Source organism: Clostridium sp. CM037, from assembly GCF_055081095.1.
In genome coordinates this window covers 1238639-1255948 of sequence record NZ_CM143650.1, presented here as the reverse complement: position 1 = coordinate 1255948, position 17310 = coordinate 1238639, and the positions used below count along the sequence as shown (strand labels likewise).

Below are 17310 nucleotides of genomic sequence, written 5' to 3'. Positions count from 1 at the left end.
TTAAATATTTTTTGTTCATTTTATTAGCATCTTTTTATATAAAGTTTATCGCAAAACTATTATAAAATGGATGCTTTTATTTTATAGATATTTTTCTCTATAATACTCAGTAAAATCGGGATTTATTACCCTAGTTAAGGGCTAGTAACCCGGATTCTAATCAAACAAAATTTAGGGAGTGTACAATATGTTTTTAATACCAAGTCCAAAACAATTAGAACTAAATAAAGGTACATTGCAGCTTAGACGTGATACGGAGATAGTCTTAGATTACCAATGTGATTTTGATGACTTAAATGCCGCGATTGTATTACAAGATGAAATTCAGCAACAATTAGGCTTCAAATTAGTAATAAATAAGGCATTTGATTGCCATAATGATAAAACCGTAATTAGATTTAAAAAAGTATCAGGTCCAAAAGAGGCTTACACCTTAATTATTGGTGGAACCTGCATCGAAATATGTGCTGCTACTTCCATAGGCATATTTTATGGAGTACAGACATTTAGACAAATTATTAGGCAAAATGGAACTTTACTTCCAAATCTCAAAATTGAAGACGAGCCATATTTTACTAACCGTGGGTTCTATCATGATGTTACAAGAGGCAAGGTACCAACACTTGAAATGCTTATGGAACTAGTTGACAGGGCAGCTTTTTATAAAATTAATCAGTTGCAATTGTATATAGAACATACTTTTGCATTTAAAGGCATGAGTGAAATATGGATGGACAAAGATCCACTAACAGCGGAGGAAATATTAATACTTGACCAATATTGCATAAAAAGACATGTTGAATTAATCCCATCCTTGTCTACCTTCGGACATATGTATGAGGTGCTTAGGTCAAAGTCCTTCAATGAATTGTGTGAGCTAGAAAACAGTGAGGGAGGCGAGTACTCTTTTGGTCATAGAATGGTTTCACACACACTGGATGCAACTAATGAAGGTAGCATAAAACTAGTTGAAGAAATGCTAATGCAATATATACCGCTATTTAGCTCAGACACCTTCAATATATGCTGTGATGAAACCTTTGATTTAGGAAAGGGTAAAAGTAAGGCCAAAGCCGATGAAGTTGGGGTTGGAATGTTGTATGTTGAATTTTTGAACAAAGTAATAGATATAGTCAAGAAAAAAGGCAAGAAGGTTATGTTCTGGGGGGATGTAATTTTACATCATCCTGAACTTTTAAATAATATAAGTAAGGATGCCATATGTCTTAATTGGGACTATAACGAAAATGCCAAAGAGGATGGAACAAAAGCAATAACTGAGTCAGGTATGGAGCAGTACGTGTGCCCAGGTGTATGGGGATGGAATCAACTAGTGAACAAAGTCGATAAGGGTTTTGAGAATATTAAAAGAATGGTAGCATATGGTGTTAAATATGGTGCAAAAGGCGTTCTCAATACTGACTGGGGAGATTTTGGTCATATAAATTTTTTAAGTAGCTCAATTCCAGGCATGGCATACGGAGCGTCCTTATCATGGAACCCAGATGGTGAGAAAGAGTTTGAAAATGTATTTAAAGCGTTGTCCTTAATAGAGTATGGTGATGACTCACTTGAACTCGTGTCTCTACTTAATAAATTATCCAAGGAGCAGGTTGTAGGCTGGTATGAACTAGTCGAATGGAAAGAAAATCATAGTCAAAATTCAGATATTAAAGAGAGTTTCAGTGAACTTGATTGGAAAAAGATTTTAGCTGGTTATAACATAGCTTGTGAAATAGAAAATAAGTTTACTACATTGTCTAAAAAAGTGTGCATAAACACCTTTGATCTGCAAGAATTTATTGTTTCGGCAAGGGCAATACAACTTGTGAATAGCTTTTTCCTAAATCTTTTGAAGAATGAGTATTCTAAAAATGATGTAGATACAGTATTTAGTCCAATGGCTCTCGCAGAAAATCTCGAAGTGTGGTTCTGTGATTATGCAAAAATCTGGAGGGCACGAAATAAGGAAAGTGAACTATATAGAATTAGAGAAATCATAGCTTATACTTGTAGATACTTAAGGGGAATATGCTTGGTAGCTTGCTAATAAGTTATGTTATCTATAAAAAAGTTAAGGTATTTCTTTGGTCTATCTTAACATAAAAATAATCCTCCCAAATTGGGAGGATTATTTTTATGTTTCAGACTGTTGACAAACAGTCTGACTCTAATATAATAGCTAAGTTATTTTATTTTTTTAACACCAATCTATATCACTATCATTATAATAAACTCTTAACCAGTCACCATTTATTAAATTAACTTTAATTTCTATATCTTTCCCAGGCTCATTGTATTCTTGAAAACCCATAATACAATCTTTTGATTCTTTACTTTTTAGTTCTAAATAATCTTGAAATAATATTTCATGTTTATACATTTTTACTACCTTCCTTTAACCACTTGGTATTTAATTTTGCCACCTGATAATCTTTTATATTTATTCTTGTCATTATATCCAGTTTTGTTTACATTAATCATTATACACCATACGACAATTTGCAACAAAAATAAACTAGCTTAGCCTCAGATAGTCATAAATATTTCTATAAAAAGAAAAAAGTCTAACAATTACACTACGCCAATTTTCTCCTTGCTAAAAAATAGAGACTGCCAACATAGTTGTCAATCTCTGCACACTATACATTTTTTTGATATTTAGCTACATACTCGTAAGATAAGAAATACTCTTTCATATCTTTACCAACAATACCACAAATATTATTTAATAGCTGATCATCTTCCGGTGTTAATTCAGTACGATAATGAAATATATATGGATTACTATACCCACACTCATCGAATATTTTGCATATATCTGTTAAAGTAAAAAACTTATTATTATTTCTATTTAAAATAGAATTTCCGCTGTACATAAAGCTTCCTCTTAATAACTCTTTTATAACTGAATGATGCATTAAGTTAGGAATAGTCGCAATTATATATCCCCCAGGCTTCAAAAAATTTTTTATTTCATTTAGTAATGTCCAAGGGTCTTTACTTAGTTGAAGTCTATTGCCAAGAATTATATAATCAAAAAAATTTGTCTTGTCTTTTTTAAAGTTCATGCTATAATTTTCTTCAAAATCATCAGTTATTAACTCTAGAATTTTTCCACCTAGCCTCGCTACATGCTCATTTGTCTCTATACCATATATATCAGCGTTAGGATACATATATTTCAACTTAAGTAGTGTAGCACCTAGTCCACAGTCAAACTCAAGAATATTTAGACCATTTTCTTTTGGCTCATCTATACGCTGTATTATGTCAAATTTTAATGTGCTGCCTACGTTAGAGTTAAACCCCCACTTATCCTCAATTTTTTTACGATTTGTCGTTAGTACATTATTAAATTCAGTATAATCTTTATTAAAAGATGAACTGCCAAAATGGTGTATGAAGCTGTCATTACAAAGCATCATCTTATATCCCGATTCTATAATTCTCATGCATAAATCATCATCTTCAAAATTTCCAGGTGAAAATTGCTCATCCATAACGCCAATCTTGTTAAGAACATCTCTCCTTATAAGCATGCAAAATGCCACAAGCCTTACTTTCCCCTCCCATTTCTCGGGGTTTGAAACATTATTAGCCTCAGCGAATGGAATCATATCTTTAACATCACTATAATGCACACTTACAGACTGATAATTAGAACAATTATTAGTTATAGATGAAGTTGCTCCAACTTTATCATCACTGTAAAGACATATTTTAAGATTATCAAGCCACCTTGGAGTAACTACCGTATCATTATTCAAAAACAAAATATCATTTTCTTTGCCTGATGCAGCTATTCCAATATTACAGCCCTTTGGAAAACCTACATTTTCATCATTTAAAATAGATTTTATATCCTTCTGGTCTTTAAGCCATTCTCTTGTCCCATCAGTAGAATTATTATCTACAACAATTATTTCGTAGGTATTCTCTTTAGTGTATTTCCTTATGCTATCAACGCATTTGTGATTGTAAATAAGATTGTTGTAAGTTAAAATTATTATTGAAGTTTTCCTATTCTCAATCATTACTTTATCCCTTCCTCGATCACTTAGTCACAGCAAATTATGCTTCAATTACATATTACGCTTATTATTAAAAAGTGTACCTATCCTATTTATAAATGCATTCTAATGGCCTTAGAAATGATTTTCATAACCTTAGTTATATTTTATAATTTATTTTTAAATATGCTCCCTATTCCAACCCACAGCATATTATATACTGTAAATTTGTTTTAGGAGGCTTATATCTTATATGGTAACTATTAGTTTATGTATGATTGTAAAAAATGAGGAAGATGTTTTAGGTAGGTGTCTTGACTGTATTAAGGATATTGTTGACGAAATAATAATAGTTGACACTGGCTCCACAGATAACACAAAAAAAATTGCACAAGAATATACAGATGATTTTTTTAATTTCCAGTGGATTGATGATTTCTCTGCTGCTAGAAATTTTTCTTTTTCTAAAGCAAAAATGGATTATATTCTTTGGCTAGACGCTGATGATATTATTCTCGAAGAAGATATAAAAAAATTTAAACAACTTAAGCAAAGCTTAACTCTAGATGTAGATAATGTTATGATGATGTATAACGTAGGCTTTGATGAAAATGGAACAGTTACCTTATCATATTTTAGAGAACGCTTGTCAAAAAGAATAAACAATTGTAAATGGACAGAACCTGTTCATGAATGCCTAGTAATGGGAGGAAACATTATAAACGCCGATGTTTGCATAACACATAGAAAAGAACATGCCGCAGTACAAGGTAGAAATATATCTATTTATAAAAAATTGCTGTCAGATGGGCAATCTTTAACACCAAGAGGACTCTTCTATTATTCCAGGGAATTACATCAAAATGGATTTTTTGAAGAAGCAATAAAATATTTCAATGAATTTTTAGACACAGAAAAGGGCTGGGTAGAGGATAATATAAGTGCCTGCTTTGATCTTTCTAACTGTTATAACATTATAGGTGATAAAAAAGCCATGCTAAAAATACTACTTAGAAGCTTTGAATATGATACTCCAAGAGCTGAAATATGCTGTACTATAGGAACCTACTATTTTGAAATTTCCGATTATGACAAGGCTATTTTTTGGTATAAGCTCGCATCAGAACTTAATAAGCCAGTTAATAGTTGGGGCTTTATATCTCATGATTATTGGGGATATATACCCAATTTACAACTATGTGTTTGTTATGACAGGTTAGGAAGTAGAGCAGAGTCAATTAAATATAATAATAAAGCAGCTGAATATAAGCCTGATTCTCCAGCGGTACTTTCAAATAGAGATTATTTTGAAAGTACTGCTATATAAATTATTACCTTTAAAATACATTCCAAAATTGAGGTAACATTATATGGGTTCCCTTTATCAAAATTATTTTATAGTTCTGGCAACAATTCTATAATTCAATAAGATTATAAAATAAGTAACATCAGTTATGTTCCTATCGGCACTGGCACATTTATAAAGGGTAATAGTTGGCTTAATATTTGTTCAAATGAGAATAATATTATGCCTAAAAGTGTTATAGGAGATGGGTTACGTTAAAAATTTAAGCACAAAAAAAATCTTAACTATGCAGAAAAGATTCTTTTTATATTCATAATCCTATTTAATTATTCTAAAATGAAATTCGGCAATTTTTTACTTGTTATTTTATTTCGGATGCCTCAACCTTATATTTTGGAATCTTTTATAACTGTCTTCAGCACCTTTGAAGATTCCAAAAGTTTATCTGTTTCATCCTCATTGAGTTTGACTTGTAGTATTTTTTTTACCCCTTCTCTACCTAAAATTGTTGGAACTCCCATATAAATGTCCTGGATTCCATATTCACCCTTTAGCAGAGATGATACTGTAAGAATAGAGTTCTCATTGCTTAATATTGCTTCAACTATTCTTTTTATGGCTAGGGCAACAGCATAATATGTTGCACCCTTTTTTTTAATAATAGTATAGGCTGCTTCTTTTACTTCCTTATATATATCAAACTTCATCTCTCCACCACATTTTTTAGGACACATATCACAGTACTCATCAACATTCATACCCGCAATACTAGTTAAACTCCAAGTAGCAATTTCTGAATCCCCATGTTCACCCATTATATAGGTATGTATATTTCTAGCGTCAATTTCAAAATGCTGACTAAGCAGGTATTTAAATCTCGAAGTATCAAGAACCGTCCCCGACCCAATTACTCTATTGCTTGGAAATCCTGAAAGCTTATAGGTTATATAAGTCAATACATCCACGGGGTTTGACACTACCAATAATATAGAATTGGGACTGAATTTTACAACTTCCGGAACTATACTTTGAAATATTTTTAAATTTTTCGAAATACAGGTAAGCCTTGTTTCTCCTGGCTTTTGACCAATTCCAGCTGTAATAATTACTATATCTGAATCCTTTGTGTCTGAATACTCTCCAGACGTTATTTCAATAGGCCTTACGAAGGAAGCTCCATGTGATAAATCCATTGCCTCGCCCTCAGCTTTTTCCTTATTTATATCTACAATTACAATTTCAGATGCTAATCCTCCATTCATTAAAGCAAATGCTGTAGTAGAACCTACAAAACCTGCTCCAATTATAGATATTTTATTTCCTCTTGTCCTCATACAAAAACTTCCTTTCTTTGTTACCATTATATACTATATAATAATTAATAGCTAATAATATCGTTTCTGAAATAGACACTAATTAAGTAAGTAATAACGCTTTAATAAATATAGCCATTTGACACCCTCCCTTTAAATTTAAATTTATAAATAAAAAGACCTTCAACACAATGAAATTCTATCGTGCTGAAAATCTTCTTTAGCATAAATGATTATACTAAAAAAGACCTTACATGCAACGATAAAACCATTGTGTTAAAAGTCTAACTTGAATGAACTCAGCCACGATAAAGCCAGACCAAAAGGTCAGTATGTTGACTTTATCACCAATATATGCAGCTACCCCCTTTTAACATTTAGTTTATATTTTTTTACTATGCTATTAATGTATCATAAAATTCACACATGAAATACAATTTTTTTATTTTAAGTAAAATTATTCCACAGCAAAGCATTTATTTAAAAATATTACTATTATTAAAAAAGCATTAAAAACACTATTGATCATACCCTATACTTTTCATAATAATTAAAGCCGTATCTTCTATAGCTCTTTTAGTAACATCAATTGTTAAACACCTTGTTTTTTTCATTATTTTTTCAGCATAATCTAACTCATCTAATATTCTTGAATCATTAGCATATTGAAAGTTAGCATTAAGCCCATTGAATTTACCAATTCTATTTTTTCTTATTTCAATAAGCTCAAAAGGATTTATTTTAAGCCCTATGATCTTCCTTCCAGGAATGTTATATAGTTCTTCTGGAACAGGAACTTCAGGTACTAACGGTATATTTATAGCTTTAATTCCTTTATTAGCTAAATACATACACAATGGGGTTTTTGAAGTTCTTGAAACACCAATAAGCACTACGTCTGCATGTTTTATCCCATCATAATCCCTGCTATCATCATATTGCATAGCAAACTCCATAGCTTCTATTCTTTTATAATAATCCTTATCCATTTTCCATATTGCTCCTGGAATGTATTCTGGCTGTTTATTTAATAACTTAGAAGCTAGTCCTATCCCTGGTCCTAAAACATTCGATACAAATATTCCTTTTTCTACACATCTTTGTACTAAAAATTCTTTTACATCTACCATAATAATAGTCGAAATAATCATTACTTTTGAATCCCTATCAATTTTGCTAATAAAATAATTAACATCCTCAGCTGTTTTAATATGTGGTGTTTTTTTCACTATTACACTATCTGGAAACTGACTCGCTACTGATTTTGCCACAAGTTCCGCTGTTTCTCCTATTGAATCCGATACCGCATATATTGTTAACATTTTTTCATCTCATCTACTCTCTTTTTATATATTTTTTTCAGCACTCTAGCTTATCGTCTCTTAATATAAAAAATAAATTAAAATTATATTTTTAAAACAAATTAAAGAATGTTGAATTTAAATTAGATTGATTAAGCTATCATTATGTTATCCATATTAATCGATATAATTTAAATTAAATTATCTTTTTTTAATAAATTAAATAATGTTGAATTTAAATTAAATTGGTTCATTAAAACATTAACTTCAGATAATGCTTTCTCTTTTTTATCCTTAGATATATTAGCTTTTGAAGCTCTAATTAATATGTTTTTAGGAGAGTGTGATATATCTATAAATTCTAGAAGCTGACTTTTATATCCGACGCTTTCTAAAAGATTTGCTCTTACTGAATCTGTCATAAGCGCCGAAGCCCTTTCTTGTACTATTCCATACTTTGTTAGTATCGATAATGACTCTGTTTTAATTTGGCTATTGAATTCATGTTGGCAGCAAGGAACAGAGAAAATCATATTACTATTCCACTTTATCGCATTATATAAAGCATAATCAGTAGCTGTATCGCACGCATGTAATGTAATTACCATATCAACTTTATTATCATATTTAAATCCATTTATATCCCCTAGCTCAAAATGTAAGTTTTCATAATTGTATCTTTTAGATATGTCATTACATTCTTTAATTACATCCTCCTTAAGATCAAGTCCTATCATTTTTACATTGATTTTTTTGATTTCAACAAAGTAATAATATAATACAAATGTTAAGTAAGATTTTCCACATCCAAAGTCTAATATAGTAAGTTCCTTAAAATCATTCTTCTTAATTTCATCATCAATAATTTCAACAAACTTATTTATTTGCTTATACTTATCATATTTTGAATTAACAACCCTGCCTTCTTTTGTAAAAATGCCTAAATCTATAAGAGGCTCTATTATCATACCCTCTTTAAGAATATAATTTTTTTCTTTGTTATGTCCTTTATTAGCAATTTTTACATTATCACTTTTTTTCTTCCCTAAATGAACTTTACCTTTTTTAGATATTTTCAAATCAAATGTAATTGTATTTGACCAAGCATCTACTTGTTTATAACTCGCTGATACATATTCTAGTATTTTTTCTCCTAAAACATCTATAGTAATATTCTCATGGAAAGCTTGCTTATCGGTGTTTTTTTCTATTTGATAATATTGCTTTACATCATCTTCTTTCAATACGAATGTTATTTTATTATACTGTACATCTTTATTCATTTTATTACTAATAACTAATTTTAAAATATCCTGCTTTAATATTTCATTAATCGCGCTTCTTAACTCTTCCATGTCAACACACCTTATAATTTATTTTAAAACTACTTTTCTATCTAATAATATCATTATATACCAAGTTAATTAATTCTAACACTTTTAAAAATAATTCCAATAAAATTTATGATATGAAAAATCTTGCTTCCCTAATATTCATAAAGAATTTTTTCTATAATATATAAAAACAGACCATATACTAAAAATATACACCGTATATGGCCTGTTCAATAACCTATTTAAAATATGCTATTAGAATTCCCTACTAATCCTTATCCCAACACTCAGTATTGGTAAGTCCATCAATCGAATCCGCATGAAATACTGGATCTTTACCTTGTTTAATTTGAATTGCATAATCCTTAATCACCTTTGGAAGTACCTCGCTTAATTTGAAAATAACAACAAGGTTTATGAGTGCCATTGCTCCCATGAATAAATCTGCCATATTCCATACAATACTTATTGAAGACATTGAACCCCAAAATACCATACCGATTACAGCTACTCTAAAAATATTAAGCCATATCTTGTTTCCATTTATAAACTCGATATTTGATTCACCATAATAATAGTTTCCAATTATAGAACTAAATGCAAACATGAAAATGCACGTTGCTATAAATATATTACCCCAGTTACCTACCTGCGAGGTTAATGCTACTTGCGTCAGTTTTATTCCAGTAAGTCCATTATTTAGCTGCTCCCCAGAAATTAAAATAATAAATGCTGTTGCGCTACATATTACTATAGTATCTAGGAAAACTCCAAATACTTGCACAATCCCTTGTTTGACAGGATGGCTTACATCTGCTGTAGCTGCTGCATTTGGGGCACTTCCCATACCTGCTTCATTTGAGAATAGTCCTCTTTTAATACCCATCATAATCGCTGCACCAATTCCGCCGCCTGTAAATTGCTTTAAACCAAAAGCACCTTGAAAAATCATTTTAAATACAGCTGGAACTTGAGCTATATTTTTGAAAATTACAAAGAATGCAACGAATACATAGGCTACAGCCATAACTGGTACTAGAATCTCTGCAACTTTTGCTATCCTCTTAACGCCACCAAATATAACCAAAGCAGTAAGTCCTACCAGGATCATACCCCCCCAGAATCTTGTAATACCAAATGCTCCTTCAAACGCTAATGTTACAGTATTTGCCTGAACTGAATTAAATACAAGTCCAAATGATATAGTTATAAGTACTGAGAATACTATACCGAGCTTTCGTTTGCCAAGCGCTTTTTCCATATAGTATGCAGGACCACCCTTGTATCCGTTTTCACCCTTTACTTTATAAATCTGTGCTAATGTATTTTCAACAAAGCTTGAGCCTGCACCTAAAAGAGCTATAACCCACATCCAGAAAACTGCTCCTGGACCTCCAACTGTAACGGCTATTGCAACTCCCGCAAGATTTCCAGTACCAACATGAGAAGCAACACTTATGCAGAATGCTTGAAATGATGATACAGCCACACCTTCCTCGCCATCTGAGGTTTTTCTACCATTCCTAAGAAGTTTAACTGTATGAGAAAAAAATCTGAACTGTGGAAACTTAAGATGAATAGTAAAATATGCTCCAATACTTATAAGTAAAATTATGAGCACGTAAGACCAAAGTATGTTGTTAACTGATGTTACAATAGAATTTAATAAATTTAACATTCTGTCACACTCCTTCTAATAATTTAAATACTGAAATATAATAACTTTTTTCTATCATCACCATACCTTATTATGTATTTTCTCAGAAAATTCAGAAGATACTTAGATTGAGTTCTTTAGAAAGTTCTTCTAGAACTCTCGTTCCAGCAATACTATTTCCGTAATTATCAAGTGCTGGCCCTACAACTGCTATTCCCATACGGTTTGGAACAACAGCCATAATACATCCCCCTACTCCGCTTTTAGCTGGAACACCAACCTCGATACAAAATTCTCCGGATCTGTCGTATAATCCACAGGTCATCATAATAGCCTTAACTATTTTATTGATGCACTCTGGAATTAACTGTTCATTTGACCATGGTGCTACTCCATTGTTTGCAATTACTGATGCCATTCTTGCTATATCCTCAACAACTACCTCTACTGAGCAGCATTTAAAGTATGCGTCTAATACGTCTTCTACATCCTTTTCAATTATGCCTGCTCCCTTTAGATAATAAGCAATAGCTCTGTTTGTATTCCCAGTCAATTTTTCAGAGTTATAAACTGAATAATTCACCTCAATGTCATTATTATTTGCTAACTTCTTCATGGTATTAAGAATTCTACTAAATTTCTCTATCCCATTATCTCCTGCCACAAGAGATGTACAAACTATTGCGCCAGCATTTATAAATGGATTTGATGGTTTATGAGTCTCCTTTATTTCTAACTTCACCAATGAATTAAATGGGTCTGATGAGGGTTCCTTACCTACTTTAGAAAAAACAACATCCTTTCCATTATCAATAAGAGCACATATAAGGATTATCACCTTTGATACACTTTGGATAGTGAATTTTGTTTTGTAATCACCTTCTAAAATAACATTACCGCTTATGTCAAAAATACATGCACCAAGAGCATCTCTATCACCCTTTGCAAGTTCCGGAATATACGTTGCCACTTTTCCATCTTTCGTAATTTTTTTACTGTTTTCAATTGCTGTTTTTAATATTGATTGCATTTACAACCACCTCTTTAAGTTGTTTTTCTCATCTTCATATTTAATACTTTTTTATTTATATTACTTACAATGACTTCTTTTATTATACTCTATTATTCTCTATTTTTGGATAGAAACCTTTAAACATATTTCTACATATTCTATAATAATCATGAAGATTTGTTTCGGAGGTGCTTTTAGTTATAAACGCTTACGTAAATACCCACAATAAAATATCTTATAGACTTAGATGGACTTATTAATACTATCATTAACTTATGATCATTGCTGGTCATGTAGATGGAAGAATAACAGTACTTACTAAAAAAAGTTGAAAAACGGCAAGTTCAATAGTAAAATATACAAGTAATACTCCGGATTTTTTAAGAAATTGAATTATAAATGCACTATTAAATTATATAGTAAACAATCTGTAAAAAATATAAAAGAAGGTGCTAAAATGAATAATAAGCTTACTAAAAAAGATCTTGAAGATCTTCAAAAAGAATTTGATTATCGTAAAGGTCCTTTAACCATGGAAATTGCACATGAAAAAATGATAGCTGCTGCTCACGGTGATAGAAGTGAAAATGCTGAATATAAAGCTGCCAAAACAAATATGTACGAAAACTACAGAAGAATGGGATATTTAGTAAAAATGATTAGAACCGCTGAAGTTATAGATGATGTTATTTATAATACTAAAGGCGCAAATATAAGTGATAAATTAATGATAAAATTTGAAGGTAGCGATGATATCGAAGAAATAGAACTTGTAACAACATTACAAGTGGATATATTAAATGGTAAGTATAGTATTGAGTCACCAATAGGAATGGTATTGTTTGGAAAGACAGTAGGAACTATAGTAGAGGTAGCATCTCCTGATGGAAATTATAAAATAGAGTTATTAAGCATAACTAAGGAATAACTTAACACATTGTAGCATACAATAAAAATAAGAATACCAAATGGAATTCTTATTTTCGAGTATATATCCTTTTATAACTTACTTATTATTTGCTCCAAATAGCAGTTCTAGCTGGAATATTATCATATATAAATTTAGCATCTTTTAAAGCTAACCTTACACATCCGTGAGATACAGGAACTCCAAGGGTGTTATCTATAACATAATTACCCTTTCTATCGTATAGTACGCTGTGGAATAAATAGTTACCTCTTATTTGAGTATAATATTTACACCTAGCGCCTCCATCTGAAATAAAGTAGCTTCCTTTAATTCCAACGGTAAAATTACCTTTAACTGTTGGTGTTCTTGATTTTCCTGAAGAACAAACCATTGATCTAACAAGATTCCATTTTCTGTTAGACCCTTTGAATATATTTACCCTTTGGTGAGATAAATCAATCCATATAAAATAAGCAGTTGAACTATAAATGTTCTTACTGTTTATAGTTTTTTCTAACGAATTGTTTGAAACTGAAACTTTAGGTGTATATTTTTGTATTACTGGTGGTTTATACATAGACTGTGAAGTTGGTTTCATATTAAGTTTCTTTAGTGTTAAATTACCTACTATGCCATCTTTGATTAGCTTATTTCTCATTTGAAAGTCTATAACCGCATAATAGGTTAATCGTCCGAAATCTCCATCCGCATAAAGTTTATAACCAAACTTATTAAGCTTTTGCTGTATTTCCTTAACTTTACTGCCCTTATTTCCTTGCTTCAATATTATTTGAGCAATTGGCTGTTGTTTTTTTTGAGCTAAAAGTTTAATACTGTTATTTTGTACATTTTCTTTTTGTATACTGTTTTGAGACATTCTAACGTTAGTTTGATATATTTTTGCGTCACTAGGAGGCAATTTCACCGCAGCCTCCGATTTATTCGCTAAAGTACATCCACTTATCATAACCACAACTATAAAGACAATACCTGATAGATATCTTTTATTCATACTGAATACCCCTTTTTTTAGAAGTATGGATCTTGTCCCTATAGTATATTCTCCTAAAATTAAAGTGCCACTAAAATCCAAAAATGTAATTGTATTTAACCAAATAAAAACCACTAAGTTAAACTTAGCGGTTTTTTCTTACCTGGCGACAACCTACTCTTCCACAAGGTCACCCCTGCAGTACCATCGGCGCATTGAAGCTTAACCTTCGTGTTCGGTATGGGAACGGGTGTTACCTTCATGCCATAATCACCAGATTGAGAATATAAATATTCTCTGAAAATTGCACAGTGAATTAGTCTTCTTCCTTACGTCCGAAGCTTCGCGTTATTTCTAATTATTTAGGTCAAGCCCTCGACTTATTAGTATTAGTCAGCTGAACATGTTACCATGCTTACACCTCTAACCTATCAACCTGGTGGTCTTCCAGGAGTCTTACTAACACCGCACTTACGTGCGAGTTATGGGAAATCTCATCTCAGGGTGGGCTTCACGCTTAGATGCTTTCAGCGTTTATCCCTTCCAAACATAGCTACCCAGCGATGCCACTGGCGTGACAACTGGTGCACCAGAGGTTTGTCCATCCCGGTCCTCTCGTACTAAGGACAGCTCCCTTCAAATTTCCTACGCCCGCGACGGATAGGGACCGAACTGTCTCACGACGTTCTGAACCCAGCTCGCGTGCCGCTTTAATGGGCGAACAGCCCAACCCTTGGGACCTACTTCAGCCCCAGGATGCGACGAGCCGACATCGAGGTGCCAAACCTCCCCGTCGATGTGGACTCTTGGGGGAGATCAGCCTGTTATCCCCGAGGTAGCTTTTATCCGTTGAGCGATGGCCCTCCCACGAGGTACCACCGGATCACTAAGCCCGACTTTCGTCCCTGCTCCACTTGTAAGTGTCGCAGTCAGGCTCCCTTCTGCCTTTGCACTCTTCGCGCGATTTCCAACCGCGCTGAGGGAACCTTTGGGCGCCTCCGTTACTTTTTTGGAGGCGACCGCCCCAGTCAAACTGCCCACCTAACAATGTCCTGTGACCAGATTCATGGCCTCCAGTTAGAACCTCAGTACTGTCAGGGTGGTATCCCAAGGATGACTCCACACAGGCTGACGCCCATGTTTCTCAGTCTCCCACCTATCCTGTACAGACAATACCGAAATTCAATGCTAAGCTACAGTAAAGCTCTACGGGGTCTTTCCGTCCAATCGCGGGTAGCAAGCATCTTCACTTGCACTACAATTTCGCCGGATGTGTTGTTGAGACAGTGCCCAAATCATTACGCCATTCGTGCGGGTCGGAACTTACCCGACAAGGAATTTCGCTACCTTAGGACCGTTATAGTTACGGCCGCCGTTTACTGGGGCTTAAGTTCATACCTTCGCTTGCGCTAAGTAATCCCCTTAACCTTCCAGCACCGGGCAGGCGTCAGCCCCTATACATCAGCTTTCGCTTTAGCAGAGACCTGTGTTTTTGCTAAACAGTTGCTTGGGCCTATTCTCTGCGACCTACTTACGTAGGCACCCCTTCTCCCGAAGTTACGGGGTCAATTTGCCGAGTTCCTTAACAACAATTCTTCCGATGGTCTTAGGATTCTCTCCTCACCTACCTGTGTCGGTTTGCGGTACGGGCACCAATATCCTCGATAGAGACTTTTCTTGGCAGCGTGGAATCAGATACTTCAGGAATAAATTCCCTTCCCCATCACATCTCAGCGTTAAGAGCAAACGGATTTGCCTGCTTGCTCCGCCTAAATGCTTAGACACACATCCAATAGTGTGCACATCTTATCCTCCTGCGTCATCCCATTTCTAATAACGTCCATTGGTGGTATCGGAATATCAACCGATTGTCCATCACCTACGCCTTTCGGCCTCGGCTTAGGTCCCGACTAACCCTGAGAGGACGAGCCTTCCTCAGGAAACCTTAGGTTTTCGACCGTTAAGATTCTCACTTAACTCTCGCTACTCATGCCAACATTCTCACTTCTGTACCGTCCACCACTCCTTACGGTATGACTTCAGCCAGTACAGAAAGCTCCTCTACCGCGTACACAATTGTGTACACCCATAGCTTCGGTGGTAAGTTTTAGCCCCGGACATCTTCGGCGCAGGATCTCTTGACTAGTGAGCTATTACGCACTCTTTAAATGAGTGGCTGCTTCTGAGCCAACATCCTAGTTGTCTTAGAAATCCCACATCCTTTTCCACTTAACTTACACTTTGGGACCTTAGCTGATGGTCTGGGCTGTTTCCCTTTTGACTACGGATCTTATCATTCGCAGTCTGACTGCCGAAATAAAAGTATATGGCATTCGGAGTTTGATAGGGTTCAGTAACTGTTGTCAGCCCCTAGCCCATTCAGTGCTCTACCTCCATTACTCAATTAATCGACGCTAGCCCTAAAGCTATTTCGAGGAGAACCAGCTATCTCCGAGTTCGATTGGAATTTCTCCGCTATCCACAGCTCATCCCATGGTTTTTCAACACCAACGTGGTTCGGACCTCCACGGAATTTTACTTCCGCTTCATCCTGGCCATGGATAGGTCACCCGGTTTCGGGTCTACGACATGCAACTTCGTGAACTTGCGTTCACAACGCCCTATTCAGACTTGGTTTCCCTTCGGCTCCGTACCTTAAGTACTTAACCTTGCTACATATCGTAACTCGTTGGCTCGTTCTACAAAAAGCACGCCGTCACACATATAAAGTGCTTCGACCGGTTGTAGGCACACGGTTTCAGGTTCTATTTCACTCCCCTTCCGGGGTTCTTTTCACCTTTCCCTCACGGTACTTCTTCACTATCGGTCACTAGGTAGTATTTAGCCTTGGGAGGTGGTCCTCCCAGCTTCCCACAAGGTTTCACGTGTCTCGTGGTACTCTGGATTAGATCTGACTGTTTTTCCTTTTCATTTACAGGCCTATTACCTTCTGCGGAGCAGCTTTCCAGCTATCTTCAATTAAGGAATTGCAGTATTTATGATCTATCCTCAACCCCCAGATCAAAGACCTGGGTTTGGGCTCTTTCCCTTTCGCTCGCCGCTACTTAGGAAATCGATGTTTCTTTCTCTTCCTCCGGGTACTTAGATGTTTCAGTTCCCCGGGTCTACCTCTGCATACCTATTTATTCAGTATGCAGTACATAGTTGTTACTATGTGGGTTCCCCCATTCGGAAATCTTTGGATCACAGGCTATTTGCGCCTACCCAAAGCTTATCGCAGCTTAACGCGTCCTTCTTCGGCTCCTAGTGCCAAGGCATTCGCCATGCGCCCTTTGTAGCTTGACCTTGATTCTGTCTATTTACATAGACGGTTATATTAATTTTGCGAAATTGTATTAAATCAATTTATAAACTACTTGCGTAGCTTTAATTTTTTAAAACAACTTTTTTCACTGTGCAATTTTCAAAGAACATTTTAAGAAAAACTATTCATTAGCTAACCCCTAAGCGTT

11 protein-coding genes and 2 rRNA genes are annotated in these 17310 nt (G+C 34.2%); 3 read left to right on the top strand and 10 right to left on the bottom strand.

The genetic code is table 11. The annotated features are described in order from the left end of the window. Positions 1 to 187 precede the first annotated feature (187 nt). Complete coding sequence (locus tag ACWJKP_RS05890) at positions 188 to 2050, top strand: beta-N-acetylhexosaminidase (RefSeq protein WP_165414410.1); 1863 nt, start codon at positions 188 to 190, stop codon at positions 2048 to 2050. Between the two features lie 150 nt (positions 2051 to 2200). Here the strand turns inward: ACWJKP_RS05890 and ACWJKP_RS05885 are convergent, their stop codons facing one another. Together ACWJKP_RS05885 and ACWJKP_RS05880 are read right to left on the bottom strand one after the other, a co-directional pair. Continuing rightward, the gene (locus ACWJKP_RS05885) at positions 2201 to 2383 is read right to left on the bottom strand and encodes a hypothetical protein (RefSeq protein ID WP_165414411.1); all 183 of its coding nucleotides are present in this window, start codon (positions 2381 to 2383) and stop codon (positions 2201 to 2203) included. A 259-nt stretch (positions 2384 to 2642) separates the two neighbouring features. After that, positions 2643 to 4037: a glycosyltransferase gene (locus tag ACWJKP_RS05880; RefSeq protein ID WP_165414412.1), complete on the bottom strand. Its 1395-nt coding sequence runs from the start codon at positions 4035 to 4037 to the stop codon at positions 2643 to 2645. A 229-nt stretch (positions 4038 to 4266) separates the two neighbouring features. Here ACWJKP_RS05880 and ACWJKP_RS05875 point away from each other — a divergent pair, with 229 nt between their 5' ends. Continuing rightward, positions 4267 to 5340 carry a tetratricopeptide repeat-containing glycosyltransferase family 2 protein gene (locus ACWJKP_RS05875; protein WP_165414413.1) on the top strand — a complete coding sequence of 358 codons (1074 nt, stop codon included), beginning with the start codon at positions 4267 to 4269 and terminating at the stop codon, positions 5338 to 5340. Between the two features lie 365 nt (positions 5341 to 5705). Here ACWJKP_RS05875 and ACWJKP_RS05870 read toward each other — a convergent pair whose 3' ends face one another. The 5 genes from ACWJKP_RS05870 to glsA form a co-directional block, all read right to left on the bottom strand. After that, a complete protein-coding gene (locus ACWJKP_RS05870; protein WP_165414414.1) occupies positions 5706 to 6653 on the bottom strand; it encodes an L-lactate dehydrogenase in 948 nt (315 codons plus the stop codon). 497 nt (positions 6654 to 7150) lie between these two features. Next, the gene (locus ACWJKP_RS05865; protein ID WP_165414415.1) at positions 7151 to 7954 is read right to left on the bottom strand and encodes a pyruvate, water dikinase regulatory protein; all 804 of its coding nucleotides are present in this window, start codon (positions 7952 to 7954) and stop codon (positions 7151 to 7153) included. A 170-nt stretch (positions 7955 to 8124) separates the two neighbouring features. Next, positions 8125 to 9288 (bottom strand): class I SAM-dependent methyltransferase, encoded by a 1164-nt coding sequence (locus ACWJKP_RS05860; protein WP_165414416.1) that lies wholly within the window; start codon positions 9286 to 9288, stop codon positions 8125 to 8127. Positions 9289 to 9535: 247 nt separating this feature from the next. Then, on the bottom strand, positions 9536 to 10945 hold the full coding sequence (locus ACWJKP_RS05855; protein WP_165414417.1) for an alanine/glycine:cation symporter family protein: 1410 nt from the start codon (positions 10943 to 10945) through the stop codon (positions 9536 to 9538). Between the two features lie 91 nt (positions 10946 to 11036). Continuing rightward, the gene (glsA, locus tag ACWJKP_RS05850) at positions 11037 to 11954 is read right to left on the bottom strand and encodes a glutaminase A (protein ID WP_165414418.1); all 918 of its coding nucleotides are present in this window, start codon (positions 11952 to 11954) and stop codon (positions 11037 to 11039) included. 439 nt (positions 11955 to 12393) lie between these two features. Here glsA and ACWJKP_RS05845 point away from each other — a divergent pair, with 439 nt between their 5' ends. Next, on the top strand, positions 12394 to 12864 hold the full coding sequence (locus tag ACWJKP_RS05845) for a GreA/GreB family elongation factor (RefSeq protein WP_462961445.1): 471 nt from the start codon (positions 12394 to 12396) through the stop codon (positions 12862 to 12864). A gap of 85 nt (positions 12865 to 12949) precedes the next feature. Here ACWJKP_RS05845 and ACWJKP_RS05840 read toward each other — a convergent pair whose 3' ends face one another. The 3 genes from ACWJKP_RS05840 to ACWJKP_RS05830 form a co-directional block, all read right to left on the bottom strand. Then, on the bottom strand, positions 12950 to 13858 hold the full coding sequence (locus ACWJKP_RS05840; protein WP_165414420.1) for a L,D-transpeptidase family protein: 909 nt from the start codon (positions 13856 to 13858) through the stop codon (positions 12950 to 12952). 140 nt (positions 13859 to 13998) lie between these two features. Next, positions 13999 to 14115, bottom strand: a 5S ribosomal RNA gene (rrf, locus tag ACWJKP_RS05835). An 85-nt stretch (positions 14116 to 14200) separates the two neighbouring features. Then, a 23S ribosomal RNA gene (locus ACWJKP_RS05830) occupies positions 14201 to 17143 on the bottom strand. Positions 17144 to 17310: the final 167 nt, after the last annotated feature.